General features: G+C 44.2%; 12 protein-coding genes. 2 read left to right on the top strand and 10 right to left on the bottom strand.

Going from position 1 to position 13,029, the window contains the following annotated elements:
• Positions 1 to 12: 12 nt before the first annotated feature.
• Genes fabD through yceD form a run of 5 tightly spaced genes read right to left on the bottom strand, consistent with a single transcriptional unit; the run spans position 13 to position 3,712 of the window.
• Positions 13 to 942 (bottom strand): ACP S-malonyltransferase, encoded by a 930-nt coding sequence (gene fabD / locus FX988_RS02250; RefSeq protein ID WP_160178147.1) that lies wholly within the window; start codon positions 940 to 942, stop codon positions 13 to 15.
• Between the two features lie 60 nt (positions 943 to 1,002).
• On the bottom strand, positions 1,003 to 1,962 hold the full coding sequence (locus FX988_RS02245) for a beta-ketoacyl-ACP synthase III (protein WP_007987332.1): 960 nt from the start codon (positions 1,960 to 1,962) through the stop codon (positions 1,003 to 1,005).
• Between the two features lie 3 nt (positions 1,963 to 1,965).
• Positions 1,966 to 2,991, bottom strand: a complete 1,026-nt coding sequence (gene plsX, locus FX988_RS02240) for a phosphate acyltransferase PlsX (protein ID WP_160178146.1) — start codon at positions 2,989 to 2,991, stop codon at positions 1,966 to 1,968.
• A 12-nt stretch (positions 2,992 to 3,003) separates the two neighbouring features.
• Positions 3,004 to 3,174, bottom strand: a complete 171-nt coding sequence (gene rpmF, locus FX988_RS02235; protein WP_011574931.1) for a 50S ribosomal protein L32 — start codon at positions 3,172 to 3,174, stop codon at positions 3,004 to 3,006.
• Positions 3,175 to 3,184: 10 nt separating this feature from the next.
• Positions 3,185 to 3,712, bottom strand: a complete 528-nt coding sequence (gene yceD / locus FX988_RS02230) for a 23S rRNA accumulation protein YceD (protein ID WP_160178145.1) — start codon at positions 3,710 to 3,712, stop codon at positions 3,185 to 3,187.
• Between the two features lie 123 nt (positions 3,713 to 3,835).
• On the opposite strand from yceD, the gene FX988_RS02225 reads away from it, so the two are divergent.
• The gene (locus tag FX988_RS02225; RefSeq protein ID WP_160178144.1) at positions 3,836 to 4,426 is read left to right on the top strand and encodes a Maf family protein; all 591 of its coding nucleotides are present in this window, start codon (positions 3,836 to 3,838) and stop codon (positions 4,424 to 4,426) included.
• A gap of 105 nt (positions 4,427 to 4,531) precedes the next feature.
• On the opposite strand, the gene rfbD is transcribed toward FX988_RS02225, so the two are convergent.
• From rfbD to rluC, 5 genes are read right to left on the bottom strand one after another with little or no spacing between them, the layout of a single operon-like run.
• Positions 4,532 to 5,395: a dTDP-4-dehydrorhamnose reductase gene (rfbD, locus tag FX988_RS02220; RefSeq protein WP_160178143.1), complete on the bottom strand. Its 864-nt coding sequence runs from the start codon at positions 5,393 to 5,395 to the stop codon at positions 4,532 to 4,534.
• Positions 5,396 to 5,443: 48 nt separating this feature from the next.
• Positions 5,444 to 5,992, bottom strand: coding sequence for a dTDP-4-dehydrorhamnose 3,5-epimerase (gene rfbC / locus FX988_RS02215; RefSeq protein ID WP_160178142.1), 549 nt, complete (start codon positions 5,990 to 5,992; stop codon positions 5,444 to 5,446).
• A gap of 25 nt (positions 5,993 to 6,017) precedes the next feature.
• Positions 6,018 to 6,914 (bottom strand): glucose-1-phosphate thymidylyltransferase RfbA, encoded by an 897-nt coding sequence (gene rfbA / locus FX988_RS02210; protein ID WP_160178141.1) that lies wholly within the window; start codon positions 6,912 to 6,914, stop codon positions 6,018 to 6,020.
• Entirely contained in the window at positions 6,914 to 8,005 is a 1,092-nt protein-coding gene (gene rfbB, locus FX988_RS02205; protein ID WP_160178140.1) for a dTDP-glucose 4,6-dehydratase, read from the bottom strand. Before rfbB ends, rfbA begins: the two co-directional genes overlap by 1 nt.
• Before the next feature lie 50 nt (positions 8,006 to 8,055).
• Complete coding sequence (gene rluC / locus FX988_RS02200) at positions 8,056 to 9,012, bottom strand: 23S rRNA pseudouridine(955/2504/2580) synthase RluC (RefSeq protein WP_160178139.1); 957 nt, start codon at positions 9,010 to 9,012, stop codon at positions 8,056 to 8,058.
• A gap of 574 nt (positions 9,013 to 9,586) precedes the next feature.
• Here rluC and rne point away from each other — a divergent pair.
• The gene (gene rne, locus FX988_RS02195; RefSeq protein WP_160182066.1) at positions 9,587 to 12,901 is read left to right on the top strand and encodes a ribonuclease E; all 3,315 of its coding nucleotides are present in this window, start codon (positions 9,587 to 9,589) and stop codon (positions 12,899 to 12,901) included.
• Positions 12,902 to 13,029 lie beyond the last annotated feature (128 nt).

Here is a 13,029-nt window from a genome sequence, read left to right as displayed (position 1 = left end):
ATTATCTCTATATTATTGAATAATGGAGACTGTTTCAGCGCTATTTACCGCCTCGCAGTTTAACGATTTATCAATGCGTTTAATCAATCCAGTTAATACTTTCCCCGGACCGATTTCATGAATTTGGCTCACGCCTAAAGATGCCAGTTTCTGCACTGTCTCTGTCCAGCGCACAGGGCTGTATAACTGACGTAAAAGCGCAGATTTTATTTTTTCAACGTCAGATTCAATAGCAACGTCGACATTGTTGACAACCCCAATTTCCGGTGATTTAAACTGTACAGAGTCAAACAACTCGGCCAGTTTGTCGGCCGCGGGCTTCATTAAGGCACAATGCGATGGAACACTTACTGCTAATGGCAGCGCCCGCTTCGCGCCAGCTTCTTTACACAGCTCTGCGGCTTTATCTGCAACGGCGGTATTACCAGCAATTACAATCTGACCAGGAGAGTTAAAGTTAACTGCTGACACGATTTGTTGCGTATCATCTTGAGCCTGTTTACATGCCTGTATCACTTTTGCGTCATCAAGCCCGATAATTGCATACATCGCCCCTACCCCTTCAGGTACAGCCTGTTGCATAAATTGACCACGTGCTTCAACCAATTTAATACCGTCTTCAAATGACAAAACACCCGCACATACCAAAGCAGAATATTCTCCTAAACTATGACCTGCTAAGTAATGTGGCATGTTAACACTTTGCGCCTTTAGTACTTGGAATATCGCGAAACTGGCTGCTAACAAAGCGGGCTGAGTTACCTGCGTTTGTCCTAATGTTTGAGCACTATCATTTTGCACAACATCCCAAAGATCATAACCTAATACGTTACTTGCGCGGCTAAATGTTTCTTCTACTTGCGGATGATTTGCCGCTAAGTCTTTCAACATACCCACTGTTTGTGACCCCTGACCTGGGAACACCCACGCGCGTTTTGACATAAAACTTCCTTTCATTTTCTCACTAAAATATTTATAACGACGAGCACCTAGGCGCGGTTATTAATAACGCACCAAGGCTGACGCCCAAGCGAAACCACCACCGAATGCTTCTAGCAATAAGTTTTGACCACGTTTGATACGTCCGTCTCTGATCGCTTCATCCAGTGCTGTAGGTACGGTTGCCGCTGAAGTATTGCCATACCGCTCTAAGGTCAGCACAACTTGGTCAAGAGACATGTCTAATTTTTTGGCGGTTGCTTTTATAATGCGGAAATTAGCTTGATGAGGAACAAGCCAGTCTAACTCGGACTTTTGCATATTGTTCGCCGCTAATGTTTCTTCGACGACTTCACTCAATTTGGTTACCGCCACTCTGAATACTTCGTTGCCCTTCATAGTCCCCCAGTTTTCATGGATAGATAACTCATCCCCACGGGTTGGGTTGCCTATAGCTAATAGATCGCCGTATGAGCCTGCCGCATGAATATGGGTTGAAAGTATACCAGGCTCTTCACTTGCCTCAATAATCGTAGCACCCGCCGCGTCACCAAATAAGATCACCATGGTACGATCTTCAGGACTTATCATCCGGCTTAAACAGTCTGTGCCTACCACCAGAATACGCTTTGCCATACCGGATTTAATATATTGATCTGCAACACTCAACGCATAGCAGTAGCCAGCACATGCAGCGGCAACATCAAATGCAGGAATGCCATCAATGTCTAGCGCTTTTTGAATTTCACAGGCAGTACTGGGTAACGCATAGCGCCCACTGGTTGTGGCACACACAATCATGTCCAAAGATTTAGCGTCAATTCCCGCTGCTTCTAGCGCTTTTTTACTCGCTTCAGCACCCATAGTGGCGGCCGTTTCGTGCTCGCCGATGATACGGCGTTCTTTAATACCCGTACGGTCCGTTATCCACTCGTCTGAGGTATCAACCATCAAGGACAAATCTGCGTTGGTGCGCACGTCGCTTGGATAGTAACTACCGGTACCAATTATTCTAGAATTCATTTATTAAGAGCGCTCCATCAAGAGGTTTTCTATCTTATCTTTAATTTTTGTGGGAACTTGCCTACTAGCTTCTTGAACCGCTTCGCGGATCGCATACAAAAAAGCCTCATCAGAGGCATTTCCGTGGCTCTTGACCACAATTCCGCGCAATCCTATCAGACTCGCACCGTTATACTGGTCGGGGTTCACTCGTAAATAAAGCCGACGTAATAAAGGCATGGCCAATTTCGCCATGATTTTACTCAAAAAGTTCCGTCTGGCGTCACGTTTTATTTGTTCTATCAGTAGTTTAACTAACCCTTCACATGATTTCAGGGCAATATTTCCTGAGAAACCGTCCGTTACAATTACATCTGCTATATCGTTGAATATATCATCACCTTCAACAAAACCGATATAATTGATGTGCTCACTGTCGGCTAATAAGCGACCTGCTTGTTTGATGCTAGCCGGGCCTTTAATTTGCTCCTCACCTACATTTAAAATAGCCACCTTAGGCCGTTTAATGCCACCGATTTCTTGCGCTAACACAGACCCCATCACCGCGTTTTGTAGCAAGGTCTGCGCATCGCTTTGGACGGTTGCGCCTAAATCTAATAAATACGCCTTTTGACCTTTAGCTGTGGGTAAACTAGACACTAACGCCGGGCGATTTACCCCTGAAAGCGTCTTAAGCTGTGAGCATGCTATTGCGAGCAAAGCTCCTGTATTGCCTGCACTAACACAAGCATCTGCCTGACCATTTTTTACGTGCTTTATCGCACAGGCCATAGAGGAATCTTTCTTGTGTCTAAGGGCTGTAACCGGATTGTCGTCCATCAAAACCTGTTGGTCACAATGAACAATGGAATAACGATTAGATAAAATAGATGAGTGTTGCTTTAACCAAGATGTAATAACACCTTCATCACCGCAAAAGATGAAATTAAGTTGAGGGAATTCATTCAGTGCTTTTAGAGCGGCGGATAGAATAATATGGGGGCCGTTATCGCCCCCCATAATATCTAACGCTAAGGTTAGATGACGCAAAGTTATCTCAAATTATAATGAGAGAACTTTTTTGCCTTTGTAGTAACCATCAGCTGTAACGTGATGACGAACGTGCGTCTCACCTGATGTTGAATCTACAGACATAGTCGCAGTTCCCAACGCATCATGCGAACGACGCATGCCACGCTTAGAACGAGTTTTACGATTCTTTTGTACTGCCATTAGTTTGCTCCTAGTCTCGCTTAAGTTCTTTCAAAACCGCGAACGGGTTTGGACGTTCATCGACCGGTTCAATTTTTCCGAACGTCATGTCCTCTGCTTTAATGTCACAATCCTCCTCTGCATGAAGGGCAACAATAGGCAAAGAGATGATCATCTCGTCTTCAAAAACTTGAAGTAAATTGACTTCTCCGTGGTCATTGACCTCTACCGGGTCGTAAATATCCGGTAACTCATCGGCCTTTTCATCTTCATGCCCCTGCACAGGACTAAAACAAAAAGACACATCTAAAGGATGAGTAAAAACACCATTACATCTTTGACAGACAAGTGATGTTTCACAATGGAGATGACCTTCGAAATAGGAAAGACCCTGCTCGTCTTTCAAAAACTTCACTTCGATATCAACTTCATCGTCTACGCCAGCAACTGTACTTAGCAATCTCGGCATATCAGCGGTTAACATTACCCCCTGATATTCAGAGCGTTTTGTTGCACTTTTGATTGGATCGAGTTGTTTAGGTAATTTTACTTTCTGCATAGCGCGCGCATCATAAAGGCTGAAATGGTTTTAGTCAAAGAAAATATAATTTTAAGTCCTATGTAAAATAAGCAATTTATGCTTTTATGTCGGCCATCAATAATAATACAGGTCGCCTATTTGATGAAACTAATTCTTGCATCCACCTCACCGTATCGAAGAACTGTTCTCGAGAAACTATGTATTCCCTTTTCATGTGCTGCGCCAAACATAGATGAAAGCCCGAGCAAAGATGAAACCGCTACTGAGTTAGTGCAGCGATTAGCGGCAGAAAAAGCCCAGTCAGTAGCCAAGACTCATAAAGGTCTTATTATCGGCTCAGATCAAGTGGCCTTTGCGAAAGGAATGATTCTAGGAAAACCCGGAAATAAGACCAAGGCAATTGAGCAGCTTAAAATGTTAAGCACTGAAACCGTCACGTTTTACACGGGCTTGTCTTTATTGGATAGTGACACTGGGCGTCAGCAAACTGTGGTGGAAACGTTTGATGTAACCTTTAAAGCGCTTAGCTTGGCGCAAATTAATCGATACCTCGATCTTGAAACACCTTATGATTGCGCCGGTAGCTTTAAAAGCGAAGGGCTGGGTATCGCCTTATTTTCCTCATTACAAGGGCGGGATCCAAATTCGCTCATTGGACTTCCTCTTATTGCACTGATAGAACTTTTGGCAGTATTCGGCCTTGATGTATTTGATTATATGCAGCCTGCCTAAACACCTAGCTCACGAAACGTTAAGCTAAGTGTAGTATTTCCAATAAATGCCTTGAAAACTAAACTCTCAAAAAAATAACAGACTTACCAACTCACGTAGCGTCCGCTACTTGAGTTGCTCTAACATGCTAGACAGCTGTTTACGCCAATGAATTGTTTGTATACCTGTATCATTTTCGGCAGTAGTTTTATCGATAACAGAATATGCTGGGCGTTTTGCCGGCGTTGGATATTGCGTCGCGTAGATTGGAAGAATAGGAATAGCCTTACTCAGTAATCCTTTTTCTATCGCCAGTTCTTGAATCGCCACAGCAAAATCATACCAACTGGCCACCCCTGCATCAGTCCAATGATACATACCTTTAATGTCACCTTGGTTCACTACAGACCAAAGCCAGTCTGCTAACCCTGCCGCGTACGTGGGCGTGCCTATTTGATCAGACACAATACCCAGTTGCGGCTTTTCTTGCATCAAGCGCAGCATGGTTTTCACGAAATTGTTACCATGAGTTGAATAGACCCATGCCGTTCTCACGATCACCGCCTCTGGCAACGCATTTTGTACACCTAACTCACCCGCTAGCTTTGAAGCCCCGTATACACCAAGTGGGTTGGGCGTGTCAGTCACTGTGTAAGGGGAATGTTTAGTGCCATCAAAAACGAAATCCGTCGATACGTGAAGTAAACGAGCACCAATTTCTTTACACGCATAGGCGACATTTATTGCGCCAGTTTCATTGACTAAAAAAGCGTTTTCTTTATCTGATTCAGCTTTATCGACAGCGGTATAGGCCGCACAGTTAATAGCAACGTCTGGTTTTATAGACTTGAAGACTTTCGCGATTTCGCCTGACTGGGTGATATCAAGCTCACTACTGCCATAAGCAAAGACGTCAATGCCAGTCTCTGGTGCGCGATGGCCCAGTTCCCAACCTAATTGACCATTTTTACCGATAATAAGTACTTTCACAATATATCCGTATTTTGATTAATGTAGAATAAGCAAACAAATGCCCTGCTAGTCGAATTTCGGTGCATCTTTAAATAAGCAGCCAACGTTGTCCTTTTCTGATAATGCAGGAGCATCACCATTTACCAGGGGCCATTCGATACCCAATTCAGGGTCATTCCACAAAATAGATACCTCGGATTGAGGATGATAATAATCGCTACACTTGTAAACAAACTCGGCGGTATCACTGGTCACATAAAAACCATGGGCAAAACCAGCGGGTACCCATAACTGTTTATTGTTCTGTGCGGACAATTTGAGTCCAAATGATTGGCCAAAGGTGGAAGACGATTGACGTAAATCCACAACAACGTCATAAACACTGCCTTGTGTCACTCGAACTAACTTCCCTTGAGTGTGTTCTAGCTGATAGTGCAAGCCGCGTAATATCCCTTGACGGGATTTACTATGATTATCTTGAACCAGTGACTCAACACCCGTTGTTTCGGTAAAAAGATCAGCGCGAAAGGTCTCCATAAAAAAGCCCCGTTCATCGCCAAAAACTTTGGGCTCAAATATCAATACGTCATTAAGTGGCGTTTGGCTAATTTGCATATTAAAACTCTATAATTTAATGGGGTTATTCGTAACCGTTGGCCACGTTCAATAAATAATGTCCGTATCCGGTTTTAGCGAGACTGTTACCCTGAACTAATAATTGCTCTTTGCTTATCCATTTGTTGCGATAGGCAATTTCTTCTAAACACGCCACTTTAAGGCCTTGGCGGTGCTCAACAGTTTGTACAAATTGACCTGCATCTAATAAAGAATCATGGGTACCCGTATCGAGCCAAGCAAATCCGCGTCCCAATAACGAAACATTAAGATCGCCCCGATGTAAATAGGCCAAATTGACGTCGGTAATTTCCAATTCCCCTCGGTGAGACGGTTGAATATTTTTTGCAATGTCTATGACATCATTATCGTAAAAGTACAGACCTGTTACCGCATACTGAGATTTAGGAGCAAGAGGCTTCTCTTCAATACTGACGGCTTTTTTATTTTTATCGAACTCAACCACACCAAAGCGCTCTGGATCGGTAACGTGATAGCCAAAAACGGTAGCGCCTTTTGTCACTTTGGTCGCATCTTTTAACTTATCGGAAAAGTGCTGACCGTAAAATATGTTATCTCCTAACACTAAACTCACATTCGCGTCACCGATAAACTCTTCGGCAATAATAAAAGCTTGCGCAAGTCCATCAGGGCTTGGTTGTACTGCGTACTCAATCTCAACACCAAAATGGCTACCGTCGCCTAATAAACGTTGAAAGTTTTCTTTATCTTCTGGCGTGGTGATAATCATTACTTCACGAATACCCGCGAGCATCAGTACTGAAAGCGGATAGTAAATCATAGGCTTATCGTAAATAGGCAGTAATTGCTTTGATGTCCCCTGAGTAATGGGATGTAAACGAGAACCAGAACCTCCCGCTAAAATGATACCTTTATAGTGAGTCATATGGTTCGCCATCATTATTCTCCTTCGCCTAAACGGCCTAATTTATACTTCCCTGTCAGAACGCGTTGCCACCAAGACTCATTAGAAAGATACCACTGAACGGTTTTACGCATGCCTGATACAAAATCTTCCTCTGGTGACCAGCCTAACTCTTTTTGAATAAGAGTAGCGTCTATAGCATAACGTGCATCATGCCCAGGTCGGTCTTTAACAAACGTAATTAAATCTGCATAGGCTGAAATATCAGCTGCTCTTTGCTCTGGGGCTAATTCATCTAATAATGCACAAATGGTCCGCACCACATCCAAATTCCGCTTTTCATTATGACCTCCAATATTGAAGGTTTCACCGACTCTACCTGATTTCACAACAAGGCATAGTGCTCTAGCATGGTCTTCAACAAATAACCAATCACGAATTTGACTACCGTCTCCATACACAGGTAGCGGCTTTCCTGCTAGAGCATTTAGAATAATATGCGGCACTAATTTTTCAGGGAAATGGTAAGGGCCATAATTGTTTGAACAATTCGTGATGACGGTGGGCAGCCCATAGGTACGTTGCCAACTTCTGACTAAATGATCGGAACTGGCTTTACTCGCAGAGTAAGGAGAACTTGGTGCGTAAGGTGTATCTTCGGTAAATAAGGGTAATTCACTGCCAGAGGGCAACTCATCAGGGTGAGGTAAGTCACCGTATACTTCATCTGTTGAGATATGATGAAAGAGAAATTGTGCTTTGCGCTCTTTTGTTAGATTCTGCCAATATTCCCGTGCAGCATCCAGTAACGTATAGGTGCCTACCACATTGGTTTGAATAAACGCGCCGGGTCCATCGATTGAGCGATCAACATGAGATTCTGCTGCTAAATGCATGACCGCATCAGGTTGATGGGTCTCAAACACGCGCTTCATTTCTGCGGCATCACAGATATCTACCTGCTCAAACGTATACCTGCCGCCTTGCAGCTCATCAGGGATTGACTCAGTATTCCCTGCGTATGTTAACGCATCCACATTGATCACATTGTCTTGTGTGTTCTTTAATAAGTGCCTCACGACAGCGCTGCCGATAAATCCCGCTCCACCGGTTACAAGTATCTTCATGAAAAATTAAACCTTTTACTGTTTCTTATAGTGACATCATGTCTGAATGATTAATTACGCGCTTCTAACGCACTTAACGCCTTGGTTAATTGTTGATCAAGTGGCGCTTGAAAACTTACCCTATCCTCTGTTTTAGGATGAATAAAAGCCAAAGAATATGCATGCAAAAACAAACGCTTCAATCCTTTTTTATGCAACATCTCGGTAAACTCAGCATCACCGTACTTATCATCACAGGCAATGGGATGACCAGCATGTAAGCAATGCACACGAATTTGGTGCGTTCGACCTGTAATGGGTGACGCTTCTACTAACGTTGCGCCGATATATCTATCTAATACACGAAAGCGTGTTTCAGAGGGCTTTCCTTCACTGTCAACAGACACTAAACGCTCACCCGACTTTAAAATATTTTTTAATAAGGGGGCATTAACTTTATATCGATTTTCTGGCCATTCACCAACAACTAACGCTTGATAACGCTTGTCCATTTTTTTATCGCGTAGTTGCTCGTGTAAATTTTTAAGAGCAGAGCGCTTTTTAGCAATGACCAAACAACCGGATGTGTCCCTGTCTAAGCGATGAACTAATTCTAGAAATCGTGCTTGAGGGCGCAGAGCTCGAAGTGCTTCAATGACTCCAAAACTCAAACCACTACCACCATGGACAGCCATGCCAGAAGGTTTGTTTAGCACGATGAGCAAATCGTCTTCGAACAGAATATGCGACTCAAGTGATGCCACTTTATCTAATTTAGTCGACGGAGCCTCGTTAGGCTCTGAGACACGAATAGGAGGAATGCGTATTTGGTCATGCGCTTGGAGTTTATATTCAGGCTTCACCCGCTTCTTATTTACTCTTATTTCGCCCTTACGCACGATGCGATATATCAGGCTTTTAGGCACCCCTTTTAATAGGGTACGTAAAAAGTTATCGATGCGCTGACCTTCAAGGTCTGGCTCTATTTCAATAAATTGAACTTTCTGGAATGTGGTATCTGTAATCATCAGAGTATTATAACTGGAATCACCCCATGTATGACCAGCACTTTATTCGCTTGCCAGCGTTTAGATTTTAATGTGATAATGCGTCAGTCTTGCTAAAGGTTATTACCGAGCAAGACAAACAGATGTAATAATCCGTTCTGGTAGCAGTGCGACACAAATTAGTCGTTTAATACTGCCCTATCGATTGCGAAGTGAGTAACTTTTCGTAAATGTGATAAAACAGAACCAAAACATCAGCGATGATAAATAACTATTTGATCGCGGCCGATGTAAAGAATGTAATTGAATTGACAACATACTGGGTTTGTTATGCCCAATTTTTTCAACGCATAACCACCGAGTATTAACCGTTTTAAGAAACGAATTTACAGATGTCAGAAGCAGCCGAAACTGACACCCAAGTGGGAAGTATTTAATATAAATATGCGTTAAATAACGCATAAGGTACTTAGGCAAAAACTTAAAATTAGTTAAATACAGCCGAGAGGCTGCATGACAAAAAATTGTCGAAACTCAACGCATGTCTTTCATCCGTGGCGATCGGTACACCACCGAGTCAATAAGAATGAAAAGAATGTTAATCAATGCAACACAGCAAGAAGAGTTGCGTGTTGCCCTCGTTGATGGTCAGAAGCTTTACGATTTAGACATTGAAAGCCCAGGCCATGAACAGAAAAAAGCCAATATATATAAAGGCACTATTACCCGCGTCGAACCCAGTTTAGAAGCAGCTTTTGTCGACTATGGCGCAGAGCGTCACGGTTTCCTGCCTTTGAAAGAAATCGCACGCACTTACTTCCCCCAAGGTTACAAATTTGAAGGCCGTCCAAACATCAAGGATGTCATCAAAGAAGGTCAAGAAGTCATTATTCAAATTGATAAAGAAGAGCGCGGCCAAAAAGGTGCAGCACTAACAACTTTTATCAGTTTAGCCGGTAGCTACTTGGTATTGATGCCAAATAACCCAAGAGCAGGTGGTATTTCTCGCCGTATCGAAGGTGATGAACGTACTGATCTTAAACAAGCGTTAAGCAATTTAACCTTACCTGATGGCATGGGTTTAATTGTGCGTACTGCTGGTGTGGGTAAATCGGCCGAAGAGTTACAATGGGATTTAAGCGTTTTGTTAACCCATTGGACAGCCATTTCAGAGGCCGCTGATTCGCGCCCTGCTCCGTTTTTAATCCACCAAGAAAGCAATGTAATCGTGCGTGCTATACGTGACTATTTACGTCGCGATATTGGTGAAATTCTGATTGATAAAACCAGCATATACGAACAAGCGATGAAGCACATTGAGTTGGTTCGCCCTGACTTTGCTAATCGTGTAAAACTGTATCGTGGGGATGTGCCTTTATTCAGCCACTACCAAATCGAAAGCCAAATTGAGTCAGCGTTCCAACGTGAAGTACGCTTACCCTCAGGTGGTTCTATTGTTATTGACCCTACCGAAGCGCTTACATCAATTGATATCAACTCAGCTCGTGCCACCAAAGGCAGCGATATTGAGGAAACCGCATTTAATACCAATCTTGAAGCTGCCGATGAAATCGCCCGTCAATTGCGTCTTCGCGATTTAGGCGGTTTGGTTGTGATCGACTTCATCGACATGACACCTGTTCGCCATCAACGTGAAGTTGAAAATCGAATGAAAGATGCCGTACGACACGATCGCGCTCGCGTTCAACTCGGCCGCATTTCTCGCTTTGGTTTACTTGAAATGTCTCGTCAACGTTTACGTCCGTCATTGGGTGATTCTGCCCACAATGTATGTCCGCGTTGTAGCGGCCACGGTACTGTTCGCGGGACCGAATCATTAGCGTTATCTGTACTACGCATCATGGAAGAGGAAAGCATCAAAGATAATACAGGTCAGATTGAAGCTCAGCTACCTGTCAATGTTGCTACTTACCTGCTGAATGAAAAGCGTGGCGCTGTTGCCAGCGTTGAAAAACGTCATAAAGTGCAGTTAGTCATTATTCCTAATCCGAATATGGAAACGCCGCATTATCACGTTGCGCGTCGCCGCCCTGATGATGCGATACACGACATGAGTTATAACGTCGAATTGATGAAAAACGAGGACACTGAAGCCGATAAGGCAGTCACTGCCACTCCGGTTAAGGAACAGCCTGTATTGCAAAGTTTTGTCTCACCCGCAAAAGCAGCACCGGCACAAACTCAAGGACCGAAAACAACCGAGGTTGAAGGTGTTTCCCTGCTAACTAAAATCGCAAGTTGGCTAAAATCCTTGTTCGCGCCTGCGCCACAACCTGAGCCAGAGCCAGAAGTTAAACCACAACGTAAACCGCAGCAACGTCGTAACCGCAACAACCCACGTCGTGGTAAGCAAGGTGATAATCGCTCAGAAGGTCGTAATGACAATCGTAGTGAAAGTCGTGGTGAAAAAGCGGACAGTCGTGACGGCAATGAGAAGCCAAATAATCGCAAGCCTCGTCGCAACGATAATCGTAAACCTCGTAACGACAATAAAACGGCAAAAGATTCGACAAATAACACGCCGGATCAAAAGAAAGAGCAGAAACCAGCAGCGCCGCGTAAAGAAATAAAAGAGCATAAGGTCGCTGAGCGTCGTAAACGTCGTGATAATAGACGTAGCGTGCGTGTCGATGACAATAAAGAGCAGGTAACGAGCAATAGCACTCAAACAAACGGCTCTGATGCGAAAGCATCTGCGGGTAATCAATCGTCAGCACCTGCTGAAACCAATGTAGCACAAAACATTGAACAAACGACTACGGCCAAAGAAACAGCAATAGTTGATACACAAATACCTGTATCGGCTCCTGCTCACAGTGATGAGCCAGCGAAAAAGCCTAAAGCAAAGGTCAAAGAAAAGCGTGCTCAAGAAGCCACCCATGAAACCCATGAGGACCCAGCTAAACCTGAGTCTAGCGAAAGTCAAGACAGCGAAAGAAACGACAGTACAACCCAGCGTACTCGTAGTCGCCGTTCACCTCGCCATATTCGTGCAGCAGGTCAAAAACGACGTAAAGATGAAGATGCACAAGCGTCTCACAGTGGCAATGAAGAGCAATCAGCGAAGCAAGATGAATTGCAGTTTGACGACCCACAAGCACAAGCTGCTCCAGTGCAAACTGAACAAGCTATTGCAGAGTCTGTAGCTCAAGCTCCACAGCACGCCCCTGTTACAGAAGTAAGTGCTGATGTTGCAACTCCTGCGCCTGCCCAAGGTGATTTACTTTCTCAACCTGAGGATACAATCTCGAAAGGACAAGACAAACCTAAAGCACCCGAAGTAACTGCGCTTCAATCTGAAGATACACAGCCAATGATAAAGCCTGAATCAACAGAGCAAGCCGAATCAAATGTTGCACAATCTGACGTGTCTAAGGCTTCAACGGAAGGTGAAACGCCCACAGTTCAAGAAACGCCTGTTGAGGCTGAACAACCAGTAGAATCTGACGCGACTGCTTCAGAAACATCTACCGATGAAGCCGCTGCAGCTGATAAAGCACCTGCAGCTGATAAAGCACCTGCAGCTGATAAAGCGCCTGCTGCTGATAAAGCGCCTGCTGCTGGTAAAGCGCCTGCTGCTGATAAAGCGCCTGCTGCTGGTAAAGCGCCTGCTGCTGATAAAGAGCAGGAAGACAACAAGCCGGCCCAAGCTAAAGCGAAGAAAAGCGCACCTAAAGCAGAAAAGGTCAGTGCATCGGTTGCCAAAGCTCGAGCTTCTCACCCAATGGCAACGCCAGCTCCCGTTGAACATGTATTTACCTCAGTAAATATCGGTTCGTTAGGCGATGAGGCGAGACCTTCAGTGAATGCATCGGGTCGCTCAGCGGCGATGGTTGCTGCGTCAACTCGTGCAACAGCACCTGCTACGCGTCCTGTCGCACAAGACTAAATTCGATACGCCTAGGCGTTATTTGAAATGATGTAAACCGCTGTTAGTGAGACTAACAGCGGTTTTTTTGTATTCTAGATTGCTAATCACGGGATATACTGTATCCTCGCGCCCTCTCTATAACGCTT

The organism is Paraglaciecola mesophila (genome assembly GCF_009906955.1).
Classification (GTDB): Bacteria; Pseudomonadota; Gammaproteobacteria; order Enterobacterales; family Alteromonadaceae; genus Paraglaciecola; species Paraglaciecola mesophila_A.
Note: the sequence above shows the minus strand (reverse complement) of the source record. Positions and strands in the feature narration are given on the sequence as shown.